The sequence below is a fragment of the Candidatus Tisiphia endosymbiont of Dioctria linearis genome (genome assembly GCF_964026545.1).
Classification (GTDB): domain Bacteria; phylum Pseudomonadota; class Alphaproteobacteria; order Rickettsiales; family Rickettsiaceae; genus Tisiphia.
On sequence record NZ_OZ032156.1, the window covers coordinates 717,312 to 737,877 of the forward strand.

General features: G+C 33.1%; 21 protein-coding genes and 1 other RNA gene. 16 read left to right on the forward strand and 6 right to left on the reverse strand.

The genetic code is table 11. The annotated features are described in order from the left end of the window. Positions 1-81 precede the first annotated feature (81 nt). The gene (locus AAGD42_RS03485; RefSeq protein ID WP_341753264.1) at positions 82-1,326 is read left to right on the forward strand and encodes an MFS transporter; all 1,245 of its coding nucleotides are present in this window, start codon (positions 82-84) and stop codon (positions 1,324-1,326) included. A 9-nt stretch (positions 1,327-1,335) separates the two neighbouring features. On the opposite strand, the gene AAGD42_RS03490 is transcribed toward AAGD42_RS03485, so the two are convergent. The 6 genes from AAGD42_RS03490 to lgt all read right to left on the reverse strand — a co-directional run bounded on the left by AAGD42_RS03490 (position 1,336) and on the right by lgt (position 7,941). Further along, positions 1,336-2,004 carry an HD domain-containing protein gene (locus tag AAGD42_RS03490; RefSeq protein ID WP_341753265.1) on the reverse strand — a complete coding sequence of 223 codons (669 nt, stop codon included), beginning with the start codon at positions 2,002-2,004 and terminating at the stop codon, positions 1,336-1,338. Between the two features lie 153 nt (positions 2,005-2,157). Next, entirely contained in the window at positions 2,158-3,879 is a 1,722-nt protein-coding gene (locus AAGD42_RS03495) for a heme lyase CcmF/NrfE family subunit (RefSeq protein ID WP_410520960.1), read from the reverse strand. A 133-nt stretch (positions 3,880-4,012) separates the two neighbouring features. Next, complete coding sequence (locus AAGD42_RS03500) at positions 4,013-5,284, reverse strand: HlyC/CorC family transporter (protein ID WP_341753266.1); 1,272 nt, start codon at positions 5,282-5,284, stop codon at positions 4,013-4,015. A 379-nt stretch (positions 5,285-5,663) separates the two neighbouring features. Further along, the gene (locus AAGD42_RS03505; protein ID WP_341753267.1) at positions 5,664-6,035 is read right to left on the reverse strand and encodes an MliC family protein; all 372 of its coding nucleotides are present in this window, start codon (positions 6,033-6,035) and stop codon (positions 5,664-5,666) included. Between the two features lie 56 nt (positions 6,036-6,091). Then, on the reverse strand, positions 6,092-7,171 hold the full coding sequence (locus AAGD42_RS03510) for a class I SAM-dependent methyltransferase (RefSeq protein ID WP_341753268.1): 1,080 nt from the start codon (positions 7,169-7,171) through the stop codon (positions 6,092-6,094). Continuing rightward, a complete protein-coding gene (gene lgt / locus AAGD42_RS03515; protein WP_341753269.1) occupies positions 7,150-7,941 on the reverse strand; it encodes a prolipoprotein diacylglyceryl transferase in 792 nt (263 codons plus the stop codon). The genes AAGD42_RS03510 and lgt overlap by 22 nt, the downstream gene beginning before the upstream one ends. 51 nt (positions 7,942-7,992) lie before the next feature. Between lgt and AAGD42_RS03520 the strand changes: the two genes are divergently transcribed. From AAGD42_RS03520 to AAGD42_RS03590, 15 genes are all read left to right on the forward strand, one after another. Continuing rightward, on the forward strand, positions 7,993-8,148 hold the full coding sequence (locus tag AAGD42_RS03520; protein WP_341760773.1) for a hypothetical protein: 156 nt from the start codon (positions 7,993-7,995) through the stop codon (positions 8,146-8,148). 286 nt (positions 8,149-8,434) lie between these two features. Beyond that, on the forward strand, positions 8,435-9,325 hold the full coding sequence (locus tag AAGD42_RS03525; RefSeq protein WP_341753270.1) for an HAD family hydrolase: 891 nt from the start codon (positions 8,435-8,437) through the stop codon (positions 9,323-9,325). A 325-nt stretch (positions 9,326-9,650) separates the two neighbouring features. Then, positions 9,651-10,832 (forward strand): mechanosensitive ion channel family protein, encoded by a 1,182-nt coding sequence (locus tag AAGD42_RS03530; RefSeq protein WP_341753271.1) that lies wholly within the window; start codon positions 9,651-9,653, stop codon positions 10,830-10,832. Between the two features lie 2 nt (positions 10,833-10,834). Next, positions 10,835-11,545, forward strand: coding sequence for a class II aldolase/adducin family protein (locus AAGD42_RS03535; RefSeq protein WP_341753272.1), 711 nt, complete (start codon positions 10,835-10,837; stop codon positions 11,543-11,545). A gap of 37 nt (positions 11,546-11,582) precedes the next feature. After that, a complete protein-coding gene (locus AAGD42_RS03540; protein ID WP_341753273.1) occupies positions 11,583-12,377 on the forward strand; it encodes a GNAT family N-acetyltransferase in 795 nt (264 codons plus the stop codon). A 163-nt stretch (positions 12,378-12,540) separates the two neighbouring features. Continuing rightward, positions 12,541-12,883, forward strand: a transfer-messenger RNA (tmRNA) gene (gene ssrA / locus AAGD42_RS03545). 117 nt (positions 12,884-13,000) lie between these two features. Then, positions 13,001-13,483 (forward strand): ClpXP protease specificity-enhancing factor SspB, encoded by a 483-nt coding sequence (locus tag AAGD42_RS03550; protein WP_341753274.1) that lies wholly within the window; start codon positions 13,001-13,003, stop codon positions 13,481-13,483. Between the two features lie 50 nt (positions 13,484-13,533). Further along, positions 13,534-14,058 (forward strand): ribonuclease HI, encoded by a 525-nt coding sequence (rnhA, locus tag AAGD42_RS03555; protein WP_341753275.1) that lies wholly within the window; start codon positions 13,534-13,536, stop codon positions 14,056-14,058. Next, on the forward strand, positions 14,046-14,387 hold the full coding sequence (locus AAGD42_RS03560) for an NADH-ubiquinone oxidoreductase subunit NDUFA12 family protein (protein ID WP_341753276.1): 342 nt from the start codon (positions 14,046-14,048) through the stop codon (positions 14,385-14,387). The genes rnhA and AAGD42_RS03560 overlap by 13 nt, the downstream gene beginning before the upstream one ends. Continuing rightward, on the forward strand, positions 14,387-14,842 hold the full coding sequence (gene mlaD / locus AAGD42_RS03565; RefSeq protein WP_341753277.1) for an outer membrane lipid asymmetry maintenance protein MlaD: 456 nt from the start codon (positions 14,387-14,389) through the stop codon (positions 14,840-14,842). The genes AAGD42_RS03560 and mlaD overlap by 1 nt, the downstream gene beginning before the upstream one ends. A 240-nt stretch (positions 14,843-15,082) precedes the next feature. After that, positions 15,083-15,823, forward strand: coding sequence for a virB8 family protein (locus AAGD42_RS03570; RefSeq protein ID WP_341753278.1), 741 nt, complete (start codon positions 15,083-15,085; stop codon positions 15,821-15,823). Continuing rightward, positions 15,810-16,262, forward strand: a complete 453-nt coding sequence (locus AAGD42_RS03575; protein ID WP_410520948.1) for a TrbG/VirB9 family P-type conjugative transfer protein — start codon at positions 15,810-15,812, stop codon at positions 16,260-16,262. Before AAGD42_RS03570 ends, AAGD42_RS03575 begins: the two co-directional genes overlap by 14 nt. 77 nt (positions 16,263-16,339) lie before the next feature. Further along, positions 16,340-17,794, forward strand: a complete 1,455-nt coding sequence (locus tag AAGD42_RS03580) for a TrbI/VirB10 family protein (protein WP_341753279.1) — start codon at positions 16,340-16,342, stop codon at positions 17,792-17,794. Further along, complete coding sequence (virB11, locus tag AAGD42_RS03585; protein ID WP_341753280.1) at positions 17,791-18,783, forward strand: P-type DNA transfer ATPase VirB11; 993 nt, start codon at positions 17,791-17,793, stop codon at positions 18,781-18,783. The genes AAGD42_RS03580 and virB11 overlap by 4 nt, the downstream gene beginning before the upstream one ends. A gap of 2 nt (positions 18,784-18,785) precedes the next feature. Further along, positions 18,786-20,555, forward strand: a complete 1,770-nt coding sequence (locus AAGD42_RS03590; protein WP_410520949.1) for a type IV secretory system conjugative DNA transfer family protein — start codon at positions 18,786-18,788, stop codon at positions 20,553-20,555. The last annotated feature ends 11 nt before the right edge of the window (positions 20,556-20,566 follow it).

Here is a 20,566-nt window from a genome sequence, read left to right on the forward strand (position 1 = left end):
TAACTAGTATATTGGTGGTAAAAAAAATGATAGGGTACCCTCAAGAACAAAGAAGTTTAAAAAAAACAACAAAAAGAAACTATGTGGTTATTGTCAATAGGAACCTTCCTTGAATATTTTGATTTGATGATATATGTTCACATGGCGATATTTCTTAATGAATTATTTTTTCCAAAAACCGACCCACACACTACTTCTTTGTATTATGCAGCTACTTTTTGCTCAACTTACTTACTTAGACCGTTAGGTGCTTTAATATTTGGATGGATATGTGATAATATAGGGCGTAAGCAAACAGTTATCATCACAACTATTACAATGGCTGTATCATGTGTTGTTATGGCTAATCTGCCTACTTATGCACAAATAGGGAGCTTAGCGGCTTGGATAGCGATCATCTGCCGAGCTGTTCAAGGTATATCTTCTATGGGTGAAATAGTAGGGGCAGAACTTTATTTAACTGAAATGCTTCATCCACCTATACAATATGCAAGTGTTGGATTGATAGGGGTTTGTGCTATCCTAGGAACGTTAGCTGCTTTAGGAGTTGCCTCACTTGTTGCTTCTCATATCTTTAACTGGCGTATGGCATTTTGGACGGGTGCAATAGTTGCCTTAATTGGTTCAGTAGCTCGTACAAAATTAAGAGAGACACCAGAATTTGCTGATGCAAAGCGTCGAATAAAAAAAGTTTTAAGAAAAACTAATACCGATATAAATATTTTACAAGACTATCCTCTTTTGCAAGAAAAAGTTAATAAAAAAACAGCAATAGCTTTCTTTTTATTACAATGTGCCTTACCGGTATGTGTTTATTTTATTTATATATATTGTGGTAATATTTTAAAAACTAGCTTTGGTTATACATTGTCCGAAGTTATTTATCATAATTTTATTGTTTGTCTAATGGAGGTGTTAGTCACATTAATATTATGTTATTTAAGTTTAGAAGTGTATCCATTAGTAATCATGAAAATTATACTGCTAATATTTTCTATTTTTATGACATTTTGTCCTTATTTATTGAATAATATTAATTTTCCTTATCAGTTATTTTTCATTCAATTCTTTATAGTTTTATTTGGGAAATGCCTAAGTCCTGCTATTCCCATTTGTTTAAAAAGCTTTCCTATATTAAAACGTTTTACCTGTGCTAGCATTACATTTGCTGGATCTCGTGCTTTAATGTATGTTATTAGCTCTTTTTGTTTTGTCTACCTTATTGAGTATTTTGGCAATTGGGGAATATGGTTTATTATGATTCCGACAATTATCGGTTTTGTCTATGGGTTATCTCATTTTGAAAATCTGGCAAAACCAGCTTAAATCATCCACTCAAAGAAATGTATAGTCTAGAGCAAGTGGGTCATGGGTAATAGGTAAGTTTTGATAACAGAGGTCTGCTAATTGTTGCTCGGCTGTTGGTATTTCCAAGTAGAAACAAAGAGTTACAAAATAGGCTATAGTTTCCTTAACTATCTTCAGTGCCTTTTCCGGTGATTTAACCCCTATTGTTTGTAGGTTGTGAATACGGTCAAATAATTTAATCAATGCCACGTCAAATCTCTTTTGTTGAGATAATAAATTCAAAATCTCTTTGGAGCTAATCTTGCCGTAAGGTTTGATCCTTGTTAGAGCTTCCACTTGGCTAGCAACGTTACTGCCAAAAATTCGAGAAATCATCTCTTTGGTAAGGACTGTATCTTCGATCGTGTCATGCAGTAAACTAGTAACGATCATGTCAGTTCTAAACAATTGGCAAATTTCTTGGGCTGTGTATTCGGCAACCATGTAAGCTACTTCTATTGGATGAGAGTAAAAAGGTTCACCCGATTGCCTCATTTGACTATCATGATATTTCTTAGCGTAATAGATAGCTTTGATAATTTCTCTGATATCTACTGGATGAGTCACTTTTTCATTTAGTAAAATCAATTTATTAAGTAACTTAGCAGAATATTCGCAAGGCTTAAACTTTGTCTGCCAATTTTTAAGATCTTCCATAAAATACCTCTCCATTATTTTAATTGTACATTAAATTAAAATAATATTACCAATTATTTTATGATATATTTTAAAAATTCTTTTGGAATTTATGACAAAGGTTTTCAATTACCTGCTCATAAGCAATGAGATCGAGTATAGTCTAATTAATAGTTATCGTAGGCAACCTTCTAAACTTTTGACGGAGCGACTAAATAGTCCAATTAACAATCCTCCGGCTATAAGTATAATAGATAACCAAATAAGACTCATCATTGGTTTGTAATATATTTTTGCATGAATTACATCATCATCAATTTTACTTAACACCGCGTAAAGATCATAAGTTAAATAAGAATATATATTACTTTCTTGGGATAGTTGTTTTTCTATTATATAAAATCTATTTTCAGGCTTTAATATAGTGATGTTATTTTGTTGATCTTGAATCCAAAATTCAGCAATTTGCCGATAATAGTTTTGGGCTGATGATACTCTAATATCTTTTAAAGTAACTTCAAATCCCTTGGCTAGTACCTTGTCTCCAACTTTGCCTATAAAATCTACTTCGCTTTGTAATAATGAATTAACAGTAATAGTTAAAACAAGTAAGCCAAAGCCTAAATGTCCTAAAATCATGGCAATATTGGCTTTTAGTTTGGTTCTAAAAAAATTGCTCTTTGTTAATACATAGTAACAATTTTGTATTATTAGAAAAAGAGAAAATATCACAGCACATGCTGAAATGAAGCCATACTGAATTTGGTATGAGCTAATAAACGTTATTGCAAAAGAACAAGCTAAGATAATTAGCTGTTGTCTTCTTATGTGATTTGTCTGAGCAATACCAGCTAGTAGAACCGTTGGGATGATAAAAATTATAAAATTATTGATAAAAAATCTTTCACTAATGGTAACAGATTCTTGATATAATAAAGAATAAACTATGGGGTAAATGGTGGAACATAGTAATACTACTAAAGCCGTTAAGAAAAATATACTTCCCCAAACAATAAGCTTGTGCTTAAATTGGTGTCTGTCTAATCCTATCGAATCAGGTTGAGTGATATTTTGCCCTTTTACTAGTAGTAGAACTAAGCTTGATATAGCAATAATAGCAAATATTGCCAGCATATAGATTGCCCGCTCAGCTGATGAGGCAAAAGAGTGAATTGAGGTGATTAGCCCTGAGCGTACCAAGAACGTACTCAAAACTACAAGTAAGAAAGTGAGGAGGGATAAGGTTATCGTCCAATTTTTCATTCGTTCAGATTTGATTGTTACCAAGATTGAGTGATGTAGAGAGATAGCCGACAACCATGGTAGCAGGGAAATATTTTCTACTGGATCAAAAAACCAAAAGCCACCCCAGCCGAGTTCTCTATAAGCCCACCATGATCCTAGGGCTATTCCTAAGGTTAAAAAAATTATTCCTAAATTGCTAAATATTTTAATAGCTCTAAGATTAGCCGAGTCTAAGTTAGAGGTAAGCAACATAACGCAAGCCGATGTAAAAGGGGCGACATAACAGACCGAACCTAGATATAATATAGGTGGATGTATTATTAGGGCAATATCTTGAAGCATAGGGTTTAAGCCGAGACCCTGAGTGGGACGGAATGATAGGCTGTCAAATGGGTTGGAGGTAAAATAAATGAAGCTATTGAACAATATTTGTATTAGTGCTAGTACAATTATGTGGTAGACTCGAGCTGGCCGGCTATTAAATAGAGCAATATAAATAACTCCTATAGTTTGCAATAAACACAGCCACAACAGGATAGACCCCTCATGACTCGCCCAACTAGCCGCGATTTTAAATCCTAGCGGCTTTAATGTACTAGAATTTAGAAAAACATTCTGTATAGAAAAATCCGATATAATGAATCCACACACTAATAACAAAAAAGATAGTAATGTGGACAGCCAGCTAAAGTAAAAAAATAAAGTACCTGCACGATATGAAGCGGTAATAACTGCTAGTATACTGAACAGCATTGCCAATATTTGTAAATAATTACCAAAATTACTAATCACTTTCAGATTCTTTATTTGGTAAAACAATAACTTTTATGCTATCAAGCCTATTGCCTACTTTTTTGCTAATAGTAATACTTAAATTAAATATTTTTATAGATTCTCCTTGATTAGGAATACGCTCAAGTTCATGGATAATTAAGCCGGCTATGGTATTTGCATTATAATCAGGTAAATTCCAATTTAGTTCTCTATTTACATCTCTTATAGTTACAGATCCGTCAATAATAAACTCCACTTCAGATTTCTTTACAATTGTGTCAATAGGATAATCATGTTCATCGATAATAGGACCAACAATCTCTTCTAAAATGTCTTCTAAAGTAATAATACCTTGTAAATCACCATATTCGTCAACAACACAAGCAAAATGGTTTTTTCTTTCTCTAAAAGCATGAAGTTGATGAGTGACCAAAGCGTTATCAGGTATAAACCAAGGCTGACTTATCAATTCCTCGATATTAATTTTTTTTACATCATTATTTTTTTCATAAAGAGCTCGGAGCATATCTCGTATGTGAAGTACACCAATTATGTTGTCCTGAGTGTCTTTCCATAATGGTATTCTTGTATGAGGGCTGGACAATAATGCTTTCCTTACTATCTCCTCTTTAGGCAAATCTATATTGATGGCTACGACATTACTTCGGTGTATCATAATTTCAGATACTGTCATTCTCCTAATATCTAATATACCGCCTAACATATCACGGTCAGATTTATAAACATTACCTTCTTGATGATAATGCTCAATAACTCCCCTAACTTCTTCTGTTCCTGAGATATTTTGTTGCAGATTAATACGAAAAATAAAACAAAACCCTTTAACTATCAATTCAAAGATATAGTTAATTGGTCTCAAAAAATTTAGAAGAAATATAATGGCTGGAGAAGTGAATAACGCTAACTGTTCTGCTTTTGCTACAGCAATAGCTTTTGGTATGATTTCACCAAAAACAATTATCAAGAAAGCCATAACTGCTGAAGCTGCGACAGTACCATTATCACCTAGCCAATCGATAAACATACTGGTAGAAATCGTAGTACAGACAGTATTAAATAAGGTATTGCCAATTAGTAATGTGCCAATTACTTTTTCTTTTTCCTTTAGAACTTGTAATACAATCGTGGCACGTTTAATACCTTCTGCCTTAATTTTTTGTATTTTCCCAGGAGACGAGGCGGTTATAGCCGTTTCAGTGGCTGAGAGTAGTGCGGAACATCCTATCATTAGAACAATAATGATTATCAAAAAAATAGTCATTGATCCTTGTATAAATTATTTAGCATAAACCTGATTATATTGCTAACTGAACAATTCCCCTAATACTTTTTTGCTGAAAAAATGGCGAAGGCAATCTCTTTCCTGAGTAGGCAAAAATTTATAAAAGTTTAAGCCTTATAATTAATTATTCACCTTACACATGGCGTTTAAAAGTTATAGGGAAAATAGCTTGGTACTATTAGCGAGGAGCCACTTTGGTGACTACGAAGCAATCAGTGGATTGCCACGACCACTACGTAGTCTCGCAATAACGTTAGTTTGCATGGATATACTAATCGGGTTAGCTATAATTTACAGCTAAACAGGGTCAAACATAGAATTACTTTAGCTATTTCCAACAGCCCCCTAGGTAAGTCTATTATTCTATTTCATCACAAAATACTGTGTTATCAGTCTGTATATTACTGAATGTTCCTCTTTTATTTTTTGTATGCCATTCATATTGATTTGCACCATATAATGCTCCACTAGCTGATATCCTACCAGTAAAAATCAAAATCTGGTTTTCTTCCCCAACTGGAATAAGTGCTAAAGTATTAGCTTCCTTATTCAGATACCTTATATTTATTTTTCTTCCATCTGTACAGCTATAATTTACATTCTTAACTTGTAGTTTCCCATCCCCAGGAATAATTAAATTTTCTTGTGCTTTATAATTCTTCCAGAAAGCAAAAAATATAATTACTAAAAAAATAGTAAGAATTACCAGCTTATTTTGAACTAGTTTCATAGTTTACCCTATTTTTCTATTATTAGATTCTATTCATCTCATAATAAACTAATACCTTACTTCTGCACAAAGATCAATACTTTAAACAATAGTCCCATTTTATTGGGAGCAATTAGTCTATCAACTTGCTTGGCTATGATATTTGCCTCTATAATAGGTAATTTACTTTGTAACAGTTGACTTCGTAATAATATACCATTGCTAATTAAGAAATCACGTTGAGTTATTGATCCATACACATTTATTCCTATATTTTTTCTTACTGTTTTTAAGGCATAAAAGTCAACATGTGCTGATAAATCGGCTTCTCCTAAAGTTTCAAGTAGTGGATAATATTTATGATTTTTTATCGCTTGTAAAGTAGGGTTATATTGGTTACGCGTCCTCTTTATTGGATCTATATCATAACCGTAATCGATAATTAAGCTAGCCCCACCGAATTGCATTATATGCTTGCTGATAAATTTTACGATTTCTAACGATTTAGGTGATTCTTCTATTACTGCTCCATCATGTGCGTTTGAGTGTTCTTGCAGTAAATAACGCTGTAACTCCTTACTAACCTCTATCTTATCGAATTTAATCTTACCATCAGCTGGGTCAATAATAAGTGTTAGCTCGTACCAAAGCTTTTTGCTTTTAATATATTGCTTAATTGGCATAGCATCAAAAAATTCATTAGCTATTATAATAGAAGGAATTTTAGATATATATTGTATGGATGTATAGTGTTTGATAGGTAGAGCTGTTAACTTTAGGTTTGTTTTTTGTTTTTTGATAAAATGAGGATTAATATCAATTAATTCTATAGAGAGAGAGCGGTAAAATTCTGGAACTAATTTAGCAACATTTAGCAAATCTCGCATTAACACTCCCTGCCCAGGACCCAATTCAACTAAATTAGTTTTCTGTGGGCAACCCATTTTATACCATTGGTCAATAGTCCATAAAGCTATCATTTCACCAAAAAGCTGAGAAATTTCTGGAGCTGTTGTAAAATCTCCTAAGCAACCTAGCTTATCTTGTTTTTGGTAATAGGAAGAAGGGGCTACAGATGTTACTTGGAGCATCATTTCATCAAGCTTAATACTACCATTTTGCTCAATAAGTTTTCTTATTTTGGAGTCGACTGGCATTTAATTCGTATTATTAAATAAATTCCTAGTATTAGCATAGGTAATGACAAAATTTGCCCCATAGTTAAATTATTAAAAATAAAACCTATGTGAAAGTCTGGCTCACGAAACATTTCTATAATAATTCGAAATACCGAATAGAATATTAAAAATATAGCAAAATTTAACCCATGGATATTTATAGTTTTGTATTTAAAAGTGGCGTAAGCTAGAATTATGAATAATACAATTCCTTCAAAAAATGCCTCATAGAGTTGGCTAGGATGTCTTAGTTGTAGATCACTATTTGGAAAAATCATGCCCCAAGGCATTGTAGTCACTCTGCCATATAATTCCCCATTAATAAAATTGGCAATTCTACCTAAAAATAAACCAATAGACCCAACCGTAGCTAATATATCACACATAAGCAAGGAGTTAACTTTATGCTTATAGCAGAAAAAATAACTAGAGATGATTAAACCAATCACACCACCATGAAATGACATACCTCCTTCATAAGTCTTTAAAATGAGAATAGGATCAGAAAAATATTGAATCGGATTATATAGGAACACATAGCCTAATCTTCCACCTATTACGATACCAAGAATAGCCCAAGTAACAAAATTTTCTAAGTGTACTGTAGTAACACCAACTTCGAATTTTTTTATAATTTTATAAGCATAGAACCACCCAGCTATTATACCCAAAACGTAAGCCATAGAGTACCAATAAACAGTAAATGATCCGATAGAAAAAATAACAGGATTGATATTTGGAAAGAGCATACGTTTATTATATACACAGACTTTATCGATTGCAAGTAGTAGTAGGAAAAAATGTTAGGTGTTATGGCGAGGAGTGCGGAAACCGCACGACTAAGAAATCCATATAGTCTTGATGTATCTATACTAATTCTTATGGATTGCTTTGTCGCTACTATAGTCAAGTCAGAAGAATTGGGGGCTAGGAGGTTGCCTGCGATAACTAATTAATTATATTTTGAGCTATTTTTCGGCGAGAATACATATGATTCTTTGCAAGAATAGGCTATCTATTTCAAGAAAATCATGTTTATTCGTAGCCAAAAAGAGCCAAATATAGAATTACTTTCGTTATTGCAATAAGCTTCCTAGGGCATTTTAGCTTTCTTGCCCCAACTAATAATCCTTTCATATAATATTCGGGTTAATGGGTTATACATAAGAAACAACAAAAACATAGTTGAATTATATTCAAAATATATTATAAGTTTTAGTTACAAGAAAAATAATATAGTCAATGTCAAAATTAAAAAATTGTATATACAAAATTTTTTCCAAAAAAGAAAATAAAGCAAATAAAGCAAATAAAGCAAATACTATACTGGTATGTTGGGATTTTGATTGCACTGTAGTAAACGGGCATATTCATTCTTTATTAAAACACAAAGATTTTAAACCTATAACATATGAAAATTGCCTTATTATAAACGGTAGCATAGAAGAAGGGCATACACTAAATAGTACTTATGATCCACATCAAATTCAAGAGATAATGAAACCATTATTACGTTCTGATAAGTTTGGATTAAACCATCGCGATCAATTAAAAGATACGTTTAATTATTTATTAAACAAAGGTCATAAAGTGGCTATTACTTCTCATACCCGATATCCTGATACAATCAAACCAGCATTAAAGAAAATGGGCTTAACTGAGAAACAAATTGAAAAAATTGATATAATAACAGGCGTTCCTACAGGCGGAATAAAAATGGGAAAGAACTTACATATTGAAAAGGCAATGAAGCTTAATGGTATTACAAACTACTTCAATGTAGTATTAGTAGATGATGATGTACGTAATTTAAACGAAGCACAAAAAATAGGTGTGCATGCTATTTTAGTAGGTCCAGATATTAAAAACAATATGTTATCACTTATTAAAGGGATAAAGTATCAACAAGTTACTGATATTGGAGAATTTAATAATATATCTGAGGCACATCAACCGAATCAAATCAAAGATAACTCGAACATATTAGATTCTGAAATTCCTAAATCAATACAAAAACATCTTCACGTAAGCATGCAACCAATACAAATGCATAATTACAGTAATATTGAATTAGACGCCCAGTTATTGGGAACGCAAGAATCAACAGCATCATTGATACCATACATTATTTGATTCTGATTTAGAGTAGCACTATAGTCAATTGATGAGAAGTTGGTGACGTCATCGCTCAATGCTTGCCTATTAACTTATAGGTGTCGCTCCATCGCTCCTGCTACCCAATCCTCCTGAATTGACTATACCATTATCCACCAACAGCTTTTCATCTACTATTTTTAATTTTGCTATATTATATTCATCTTAAAATATTCACAATAATACTTAGTGTACATTATAATTGGTGTATATTATACAAATTGGGTAGATAAAAACAATTATTCTTGTCCCGAATTAATGTTATTTATCGTTAACGTAATAGCCATCAGAAAGGTTAGTTTATATGGCAGTACAATATTTATTGGATCTTTATCATAAAGGCAATCAAGAAATTTTAATGTTAATAATTATGATAGTTTCAATCATTCCATTGATTATTTTTATTAAGACAATAATATTTTCAATGCTTAAAAACTATATTAATCAATGGCATCCTGATTATGAAAAAATATTTAAAAAATATTCTATATACACATATTTATTACATACATTACTAGCTTTATACCTTATATTTTGGGATAATATCTTACAGACATTTCCTACTTTATCTTGGATAATTAGCATCAAGAATGTTGCGATAATATTCTATACAGGTAGTTTCGTTACAATGCTAATCCTATCTCTTATCGATGCTTTTGCGGATATTTATCGAAGCAGACTGACAATTTCTATCCAATCATATTTAAGTTTATACACTCAAATATTAAAGATACTTATTATCTCGGTTGCTACCATTATCATTATTTCCAGCATTTTGAATGTTTCTCTTAGTGCATTTTTTACTAGCTTGGGAGCAGCAGCAGCGTTGTTAACCTTTCTATTTAAGGATACGGTTGTGGCTTTGCTAGCAAGCTTACAACTAATTTTGCAAGATATAATACGAATTGGTGATTTTGTTAGTATTAGCCAGTATAATGTTGAAGGTACCGTAGAAAAAATTACTATTACATTAGTTAAAATTAGGAATAATGATCAGACTATTTCAACAATACCAACATCTAGTCTTTTAACGACTAATGTAGTGAACTCACGTGGTATAACTGACTCAATGGCAAAAAAGATTCAGGGAGCAATCTGTATTGACGTAAACAGTATTTTGTCGGTTTCGACTATAGCATTTATACAAGAGTTAAAAAAATCACCATATTTGCTAAAGGAAGTAATGGATAAAGTGGATTTGAAACAGCTAGATGATTATGTAACAAATATCAAGATATTTAGGCTATATATAAAAGAATATTTGAAAAATCACCCGATGATTTATCAACAAAATTTCACCTTTCTGGTGCGTCAGTTGACTCCAACCCCTAATGGTCTGCCAATAGAGTTATGTGTCTTTACCCATGAGACGAGGAAGGGGCTATTTGAAGATATCCAATCAGATATTTTTGATCATTTGATGGCGGTGCTACCTGATCTCAAATTAAAAATATTTCAAAATAGTAATAATGAAAATTCGATATAACCATGACTTTAGAGACCAAATTTAATTTAGCTTCTGCCTACCAAATTCTTGCAATTTTGGGCTTCGATGATCATACATATACCCATCTATCTGCAAGACCTAAAGGGGCTGACTATTACTATATTTATCCTTTTGGTTTACGGTTTGAGGAAGTAACTAGCGATAATTTACTGCAAATTAGTTTAGATGGGACAATTATAAAGGGTAATGAATATAGTTACAATGAAACAGGCTACGTCACTCATGGTAATATTTACAAAGAAAGGTCGGATATTTTATCTATCTTTCATTTGCATACTCCAGCAACTGTTGCTGTATCATCTATGCGAGTAGGATTGTTGCCAATAAGTCAGTGGGCACTGCATTTTTATGAAAAACTATCTTATCATGAGTATAACTCTCTTATACTGACCTCCAATCAAACTAGTAAAATACTAGACGATCTTGGGCAGAATTATGTTATGTTTCTACGTAATCACGGAATATTAGCCTGTGGCAGGACAATACATGAAGCGATGTTTTATACTTATCATTTAGAGCAAGCATGTAAAACCCAATGTTTAGCATGTTCAACAAATCAGGAGTTAATTATACCGTCTCCAGAAACTTGCAAGAAATCAGTGCAAGATTTATTGTCATTTGAGGAAGATTTAGGCAAACGTGACTGGATAGCTTGGCTTAATTTGCTCAAAACGGCTAGGAAAAATTTTTAACAGGTTTATGGTATAGAATATTTAATATTGGTCAAAAATGATTCAAGAAATTAAGAATATCAACAATCTTAACTTAACATCAGAGTTAAAAGAATTTCCAAATCAAGGTGTACTTTGGGAAATTATAGAGAAAAACCAATCTGGAAAAATATTTGAGTTATCAGGTGGAGCTATATTAATTATGGAAAATTGTCCCGATCCATTTGTCTTTATTGCAGGGTTATTAACAGATGAGGCGATTAAGGATACGATCTCCCTTGTTGGTAATTTAAAGTTTCCAATGGTTTACTGCCACCTTAAATATCATCCTTTGTTTTTACGGCTTGGGTGGAATTTTCACTTACGCACTGAACTTTCACTCAAAAATCTAAAAGACACTGGAGTGCCAAAACAACATGTAGATATTGAACCAATTAAGACGCTGGATATCTTTAAAAAATGCTTTCGGTACAAAGAACAATCTCAGCTATATGGTTCAGATAAAAATTTTTTAATGCATGGTACTGGATATGCGTTATGTCTTGGTTTGCAAGTTGTGAGTGAAGTTTACGCTAGTATTGGTGGCGATTACGCTGAAATAGGTGTTATCACCCATCCTGATTATCGTGGTAAAGGATACGGTAGACAAATTGTATCTCATTTAATTACACAGTGTTTCAATACAAAAATAACTCCTAAATGGAGTTGCAACGTTGATAATAGAAGCTCATTACATACAGCTATGAAACTGGGATTTGAGATAACCCGTTATTATACATTACTTGTCCCTGATCGCGGCAACGTTCTTTGCTCTAATTTGGCAAATTGGCTGAAAAATAATCCTTACCCGTGAGAGTAAACTTATGTAATGCGATTGTTTCGTTGCTGTATCGCCGCTCTTTGCTAATAGATGTTTGGCAACTCAGATTTTTTATTCATCATAAGAAAATAGCAAAAAAACCGTGAACGCTTACAATATTTACTGTTTTTATATGAGGTAGCCCTTTGTTGAAATTAGCCTTTACATCTTATTATGATTGATGTAATATAAAATTGCTATTTTTGTAGCTATAGTAATAAACGTAATTTAGAATAGAGGTTGCGGACCCGGGGGCGGTACCCGGCGCTTCCACCAAAAAGTTGTAGTATATTTTGTAAGCAAAACTTTATGGGGGCGAAATAGGATCGACGTGCTTAATAAAAAAATTATCTTTACTCGGTATAATTCCGCCGGACCTTGTGTCTTTGGGTTAAAAAAAAGAAACGCAAATGATAATGAACGTTTCGTAGGAAATCAAGCACTAGCTGCTTAATCCTACGCGGTTGGGGGCTTAACCGGGCAACAGAAAAAGCCCCACTATTAGTAACTATGTTGGATTGACCGTTAGTTTATAAACACAGAACAGAAAATTATAGAATTAATTAGTTATTTCAGGTAGCCTCCAAAGTGTTATTTTCTTTATTTATTTTATAACTATGAACAACTCATATCAACAATTTCTTAATGAATGTATGTTGGAATTTGTAAAAAAGATTCTTACAAGAGTTCGTGCGGATAAGTTGCAGATGGATCAAATCTTGTATATTTCTTATAGAACTGACAATCCTGCCGTGGTCTTATCTTCTAGGATAAAAGCACGCTATCCAAAAGAAATAACTATAGTAATGCAATATCAATTTGAAGATTTAACCGTAGGAGTCAATGGCTTCTCCGTAACAGTTAGTTTTGATGGTATCAAAGAAACGATTAATGTACCATTTGATTCTCTGATCAGTTTTGTTGATCCTAATAGTGGTTATAGCCTAAAATTTAAGCCAGAAGCAATCAAATCTAATCAATTATCGGACGCAAAACAAAGAGAAACAATCAAGGGGAGTGTTGATTCTAGCAGTGAATCTAATTCAGCAGATAATATAATAGTTTTGGATAAATTTCGGAAACCCCGTAAACCAGTATAGATATACTCAAATGATTTGAAGAATTGGAGTTTAAAATAAGAGGCGATCACATGAGTACCACGTCGTTTTATGGAACAGATTCACAGAATCATTTGAGTTTATACTCAAAGCAGAAGAGTATACCTAAAGTTATCATATATACTGATGGAGCTTGCTCAGGTAATCCTGGACCAGGTGGCTGGGGGGCATTGTTACAATTTAATGGAGTTTGTAAGGAGATATTTGGTCATGAGCTACACACCACTAATAATCGCATGGAAATGACAGCAGCAATTGAAGCGTTAAAAGTTCTTAAAAAATCATGCTGTGTAGAACTTTATACAGATAGTAAGTATTTACAGCTTGGAATAACTCAGTGGATTAACACCTGGATAAAAAATAACTGGCATAAAAACAACAATGATCCTATCAAGAATGTTGATTTATGGAAAAAATTGTACGACGAACTAGGTAAACACTCTATTATCTGGAATTGGGTTAAAGGTCATGGTAATAATAAGGGAAATCAGATAGCCGATAGTCTGGCTGTCAAGGGAAAAGAAACTGCTATAAAAATGCTCAAATGTCATTCATAGATAATTTTTTTATATCTATTTTCTCTAAGGAAATTGGGAAAGATCAATTTGGTAATAAATATTACGAAAGTAAAAAGCTTGATTATTTAGGTCAAGCTAGAAGACAGGTGGTTTATAAAGGTAAAGTAGAAGCGTCAAAAGTTCCACCTATGTGGCATGCTTGGCTGCACTATATGATCAATGAAGTGCCAATCAATAATGATAAATTCGACTGGCAACAAGATTATCTTCCTAATCTCACTGGTACTAGTTTGTCGCATAAGCTGGTAAAAAATAATACCACTAAAGCTGAATATAGTAGGTGGCAACCTTTAGGTAAATCAAAATAATGAAACAGAATATTATAGAAACTTTAGTTGGCTTTATAGTAATACTAGTTGCTTTAGCCTTTTTTATTTTTGCTTATAAAATTGGTAGTTCATCAAGATCCGAAGCTGGGTATATGCTTAAAGCAAATTTTCAAAATTCTGAAGGGATAGTTAAAGGAAGTGACGTGATGTTAGCTGGGGTAAAAATCGGATCAGTAACTAACGTAACTTTAGATAAGACTAGTTTTTTTGCCTTATTAACGATTTGCATCAATAACGATATAAAGTTGCCTAAAGACACTAGTATAGCGATAGTCACAAGTGGTATAATTGGTGGTAGATATATATCCGTAACTCCAGGTTCATCTGAAGAGAATTTGGCGATAGGCGATCAGATAAAATATACTCAGTCGGCGGTTAATATTGAATCCTTGATAGGTAAGTTAATTTATTCTTTTGGTAGTGGTAAGAGGTAATATTAAATTTTATTCAATAATCCTATTAGTGTACATTGCAAATTAGTGTATAATTGTAGTGACAAGGATTATTATATTAACTAGTTAGGGAATAAAAAAATAAGCAATATCGCAAAAATAATGAAAACAGTTATTAGTGGAGCAAAAAAATCTATTATATTTATAGATATAACAGATTTTGCCATAACTTGTTATATCGAATTCAGGTTATATTACAAAATGAAATAAGTTATAATCACAATGTTTAAATTATCGAATGTATTAAATATACTAAAATCACCTACTAATCCCACGATAGAACCCAAAAATGTTCAGTCTGGTAACTTTGTTAAAATTACCAGGAATTGGTACGAAGAAAAATCTGATAGAATCATTGTACAACGTAATATTTTGTTGGTAATATCTATATTACTGATGCTTCTTATAATGGCATCTATAGTATCGGTGACCATAGCAATAAATTCAAGAGAGTTTAGCCCTTTTGTTATCCAAATTGATAATAGCACCGGGGCAGCAACAATTGTAAATCCAATATCTTCGGAGATACTAAGTGGCAATGATGCACTTTCAAGATATTTTATAAAAAAATACCTAATAGCTAGAGAAACCTATAATCCTGTTGATTTTGATACTGAAGCCCGGAAAAGCGTTAGGTTATTATCTTCAAGTTCAGTATATTATAACTATCTCGGCTACATAAAAAATAAAGATATAGATCCAGTTTTAATGTATGGTCAAAACAACACAACTTTTCTATTAATTAAATCTTGGTCAAAATTACAAGAAAATTTAAAAGAAAATAAAAATAAATATATGGTTAGGTTCTCTATTAATGAAACAGCAGGTAGTAAAAAGGTTTCTAATAAAATAGCTGTAGTAAGTTTCGCCTATATTCCAATGGAATTAACAGATGCAGACCGAGATATTAATCCAGTAGGCTTTCAAATTAATGATTACAGGGTAGATGATGATAATAGCTAGACTTCTTTTTACAGCAATAATATTATTGTATTCGGTTATTGCCAATGCTGATACAAGTAATATGCATATAGATAATGATTTAGATGACCTAGCCATAACTACTGATAACAGAATTAAAACTTATATACATAATCCTAATGAGGTTTATTTATTAGTTCTACATTTTGGGTTTCAGTCAAGTATAGAATTTGCCAAAAATGAGGAAATACAAAATATTGTTCTAGGAGAATCATACGCTTGGAAAATGACTCCGTTGGCAAACAGATTATTCATTAAGCCATTGGAAAAAAACATTAGAACAAATATGACTATAATAACTAATAAAAGGACTTACCAATTCGATGTTGTATCTAAAGAATTGGAAGAAGGACGTGAAAAGGATTTGGTGTATGTAGTTAGGTTTTATTATCCTAAGAAAGGCTTTAGTACTACACAATAGATTTATTGTTAGTGCTAATCTGGTTAGCTCTAATCTACATTTTAGATGATTTTTTTATAAATTGATATTAATTTAACATGGCAGAACAAGATAATACTACTTCTCAATCTGGTACAGAGGAACAAGACATACCAGAAGTTCAAAATGAACTGTCAAAAGTTGCAACTAATCCTAAGCAAAGTATTGCGATTTTGCTTGTCATTTCTGCCGTTTTTATATTTATTTTTTTTAAACTTTTTATTAGTGATAATAAACCAGAGGAGGTGGTAGTAGCTCCGTCAGCACCTACTGATATTACTAAACCGACACAAGATAACTCTAAAAATATACCAGAAATTCCAAAATTACCAGAAGCACCTAAGCTGGAAGCACCTGTGGATCGTCCACCACCACCTCCTCCACAACTTCTCTCCCCTAAAGTTACTGAACCAACAGTTCCTTTACCACCTCCTTCAGGAGATAGTAATGCTGACAAAGCTACTCTTCCTTCCATTACGCCAACAGCCCTTCCTGGGAAATTAACTGAAAGTGATGAGGAAAAGAACCGTCGTGAAGCAAAGAGAAAATCTGCTATAGTATTAATTGCAGGAGTTCCAGAGAAAAAAACACCTGATCAGATTGCCGAAGAAGCAAATTTTCAAGATCGTGGGGATATGGCATTTGTTCTGGCTCGTGGTAAGATAATGGAAGCGGTATTAGAGAGTGCTATTAATACTGATTTTGGTGGAGAGATAAGAGCAATAATTAGCAGAGATGTATTCTCTGAAAAGGAGAAGATTATTTTAATTCCTAAAGGATCAAAGATTTTTGGTGTTTATGCAACTGGTACTGATGGAGCGTATGGTCGAATTTCCATAATATGGAATCGTATCGATCTATCAAGTGGTTATACCATTAACTTAGATGCTCTGGCTGTTGATAATCTTGGAAGGAAAGGTGAACAAGGAAGAGTAGATAATAAATTTAAAGAACGATTAACCAATGCTGTATTATCATCAGCATTTAATATTGGACTTGCCACTGCTCTTGACAAGGTGGTAGCTCCGCCGGTTAATGCACAAGCTACCGCTGCTAATACTGCTATCGCTGTTAACATACAAAATTTGGCACAAAGTATTAATAATGGTTCCGGTACCGAGGATGTTAAAATTGCACAGATATGTTCTAGTGTGATGAATGCTATTACTGATAAAGCTTCAACAGCCTATATTTCCATGATACAGGCTTGTAACACTGCTCGTAATCCAGTTGGGTCACAACCTGGTCAAAGACTTATTGCGTTATTGAATGCAGTAACTAGTGCAGCAGCTAGTTTGTTATCTAGTACGGCAACCGCTACCACTCCAACCCAGGCACAAGCAGCTTCAAAACAAGCTTTTACTGATGTCAGTAATACTGTAAAAGATATGATGAAGCAACAGGAATTTAAACCAACTATTACCATAGATCAAGGTACGATAATCAAGATTTATGTCAATAAAGATTATAAATTTCCTCAAGCTGTACTAAGAAAATCAAGATTAATAAAATGAGTGATAATTTTGCTGCATTAGAGACTTTTCTATTACCATTTAAAGAATTATTCGCAGAAGATGGTATTAATGAGATCATGGTAAACAAACCGGGAGAAGTATGGGTTGAAAAGAAAGGAGATCAATTTTGTAAATTGGTACCTGAGCTTGATTTCGAACATCTTATATCACTTGGTAGGTTGGTAGCTCAGTCAACTGATCAGATAATTTCCGAAGAAAGACCTTTACTTTCCGCCTCATTACCCAATGGTTACCGTATCCAAGTAGTATTTCCTCCTGCTTGTGAACCAGGCTATGTTGGGTATGCTATCAGGAAAGGTAGTGCAATGAATCTCACGTTAGATCAATATGACAAGATGGGAGCTTTTGATTCAACATCTACAGGGGAATTGATTGACGAGAATGAAGAAATCTTAAACAACTATCTGAAAGAAAATAAAATAAAAGAATTTATTCGACATGCAGTAATTTCTAAGAAAAATATTATTATTAGTGGTGGGACATCCACTGGTAAAACAACCTTTACTAACGCTGCCTTAGCAGAAATTCCAAATAGTGAGCGATTAATCACTGTGGAAGATGCACGAGAGGTAATTCTAACAAGCCATCCTAATAAATTACATCTCCTAGCTTCAAAAGGGGGGCAAGGGCGTGCAAAAGTTACTACTCAGGATTTGATTGAGGCGTGTTTACGTCTAAGACCTGATAGAATTATTGTCGGTGAACTTAGGGGGGCTGAAGCATTTAGTTTTTTACGAGCCATTAATACAGGACATCCTGGTTCTATATCTACTTTACATGCTGATGCACCAGCTATGGCTATAGAACAACTTAAGTTAATGGTTATGCAAGCTAGTCTAGGTATGCCACCGGATGAGGTAAAAAAATATATATTAGCGGTCGTCGATATTGTGGTACAATTAAAGCGAGGTAGTGGCGGTAAAAGATATGTCTCAGAAATATACTATAGTAAGAATAGGCAAGGCTAACGATGGAATGGCATAAAATACAAAAACTTACTCGTAACATTTTAGGGCATGCTATAATACACCCATTGGTAATATTTTGTACGATATGGGTAAGTGGGGCGATAGTTGCATTTATTACTAACGAAACTAGAGTCCTAAATATTGACTTAGTAGCCATAGACATAGCTTATAAGTGGTTTTATTGGTTAGTTAGTGTATGGTCACAATTAGATATTCAAGCATATAATTACTTAAAAATTAAGTTAATATTAGCCCTGACTATGCCAACAATTATAGTCATCATATTCTATTGGAAGAATTTTAAAAGAATAAAAAGTTTACAATTTTTTACTCAGCCAGAGAAAGTTTATGGTGATGCTAGTTGGGCTACTGAAGATGATATAAGTAGAGCTAGTCTAAGGGCAAAACATGGTATGTTACTTGGTACTAATAGTGGCGGATATTTTGTTGCTGATGGGTTTCAACATGCTTTACTTTTCGCCCCAACCGGTTCAGGTAAAGGTGTAGGATTTGTTATTCCCAATTTATTATTTTGGGAACATTCTATAATAGTACATGACATTAAGCTGGAAAATCATGGTCTTACAAGTGGTTGGCGGCAAAAACAAGGGCAACGTGTATTTGTTTGGGAGCCATCAAATCCTGATGGGATAACTCATTGCTACAATCCGATAGATTGGGTAAGTACCAAACCAGGTCAAATGGTGGATGACGTACAAAAAATCTCAAATCTGATTATGCCTGAAAAAGATTTTTGGAATAATGAGGCACGCAGTTTATTTCTCGGTGTGGTACTATACTTAATTGCTGACCCAACAAAAACTAAATCTTTTGGTGAAGTTGTGAGAACAATGCGTAGTGATGACGTAGTGTATAATTTGGCAGTAGTTTTAGATACTTTAGGCAAAGTAATACATCCTGTTGCCTATATGAATATAGCAGCATTTTTACAAAAAGCAGATAAAGAACGTTCAGGTGTTATCTCAACAATGAACTCCTCCTTAGAATTATGGGCAAATCCCCTTATTGATGCTGCTACTGCCTCATCTGACTTTAATATACTTGAGTTTAAAAAGATTAAAACAACAGTGTATGTTGGTCTAACTCCTGATAACATACAACGTTTGCAAAAACTGATGCAGGTTTTTTACCAGCAGGCTACAGAATTTTTAAGTCGTAAAATGCCTGATCTAAAAGAAGAGCCTTATGGGGTGATGTTCTTACTTGATGAATTCCCTACTTTAGGAAAAATGGAAACATTTAAGGCTGGTATCGCCTTCTTCAGGGGATATAGAGTTCGTCTATTCTTGATTATCCAAGATACTCAACAGCTCAAAGGAACTTATGAGGATGCTGGTATGAATTCGTTTCTGTCAAATTCTACATATCGTATTACTTTTGCAGCTAATAACTATGAAACAGCTAACTTAATATCTCAGCTAGTTGGTAATAAGACAGTTGAACAACGCTCTTATAGTAAACCAATATTTTTTGATCTAAATATTTCAACAAGAACGCAGAATGTATCGCAAGTTTCAAGAGCTCTGCTTTTACCTCAAGAAGTAATTCAATTACCAAAAGATGAACAAATCGTTTTAATTGAATCTTTCCCGCCTATAAAATCTTTAAAAATTAAGTATTATGAAGATAAGTTCTTTACAAATAGGCTATTACCCCCTACATTTATTCCAACTCAAAAACCTTATGATCCAAATAAAAATAATGTAGATGAGGATCAAGAAAATACAGATTCTACCACTAAAGAAGATTAATTTTGTAAGTA

Bases quoted from the DNA above. Each gene is read 5' to 3' on its own strand.
- AAGD42_RS03485 (WP_341753264.1), top strand. From the start codon at position 82: ATGTGGTTATTGTCAATAGGAACCTTCCTTGAATATTTTGATTTGATG.
- AAGD42_RS03490 (WP_341753265.1), bottom strand. From the start codon at position 2,004: ATGGAAGATCTTAAAAATTGGCAGACAAAGTTTAAGCCTTGCGAATAT.
- AAGD42_RS03500 (WP_341753266.1), bottom strand. From the start codon at position 5,284: ATGACTATTTTTTTGATAATCATTATTGTTCTAATGATAGGATGTTCC.
- AAGD42_RS03505 (WP_341753267.1), bottom strand. From the start codon at position 6,035: ATGAAACTAGTTCAAAATAAGCTGGTAATTCTTACTATTTTTTTAGTA.
- AAGD42_RS03510 (WP_341753268.1), bottom strand. From the start codon at position 7,171: ATGCCAGTCGACTCCAAAATAAGAAAACTTATTGAGCAAAATGGTAGT.
- lgt (WP_341753269.1), bottom strand. From the start codon at position 7,941: ATGCTCTTTCCAAATATCAATCCTGTTATTTTTTCTATCGGATCATTT.
- AAGD42_RS03520 (WP_341760773.1), top strand. From the start codon at position 7,993: ATGTTAGGTGTTATGGCGAGGAGTGCGGAAACCGCACGACTAAGAAAT.
- AAGD42_RS03525 (WP_341753270.1), top strand. From the start codon at position 8,435: ATGTCAAAATTAAAAAATTGTATATACAAAATTTTTTCCAAAAAAGAA.
- AAGD42_RS03530 (WP_341753271.1), top strand. From the start codon at position 9,651: ATGGCAGTACAATATTTATTGGATCTTTATCATAAAGGCAATCAAGAA.
- AAGD42_RS03535 (WP_341753272.1), top strand. From the start codon at position 10,835: ATGACTTTAGAGACCAAATTTAATTTAGCTTCTGCCTACCAAATTCTT.
- AAGD42_RS03540 (WP_341753273.1), top strand. From the start codon at position 11,583: ATGATTCAAGAAATTAAGAATATCAACAATCTTAACTTAACATCAGAG.
- AAGD42_RS03550 (WP_341753274.1), top strand. From the start codon at position 13,001: ATGAACAACTCATATCAACAATTTCTTAATGAATGTATGTTGGAATTT.
- rnhA (WP_341753275.1), top strand. From the start codon at position 13,534: ATGAGTACCACGTCGTTTTATGGAACAGATTCACAGAATCATTTGAGT.
- AAGD42_RS03560 (WP_341753276.1), top strand. From the start codon at position 14,046: ATGTCATTCATAGATAATTTTTTTATATCTATTTTCTCTAAGGAAATT.
- mlaD (WP_341753277.1), top strand. From the start codon at position 14,387: ATGAAACAGAATATTATAGAAACTTTAGTTGGCTTTATAGTAATACTA.
- AAGD42_RS03570 (WP_341753278.1), top strand. From the start codon at position 15,083: ATGTTTAAATTATCGAATGTATTAAATATACTAAAATCACCTACTAAT.
- AAGD42_RS03575 (WP_410520948.1), top strand. From the start codon at position 15,810: ATGATAATAGCTAGACTTCTTTTTACAGCAATAATATTATTGTATTCG.
- AAGD42_RS03580 (WP_341753279.1), top strand. From the start codon at position 16,340: ATGGCAGAACAAGATAATACTACTTCTCAATCTGGTACAGAGGAACAA.
- virB11 (WP_341753280.1), top strand. From the start codon at position 17,791: ATGAGTGATAATTTTGCTGCATTAGAGACTTTTCTATTACCATTTAAA.
- AAGD42_RS03590 (WP_410520949.1), top strand. From the start codon at position 18,786: ATGGAATGGCATAAAATACAAAAACTTACTCGTAACATTTTAGGGCAT.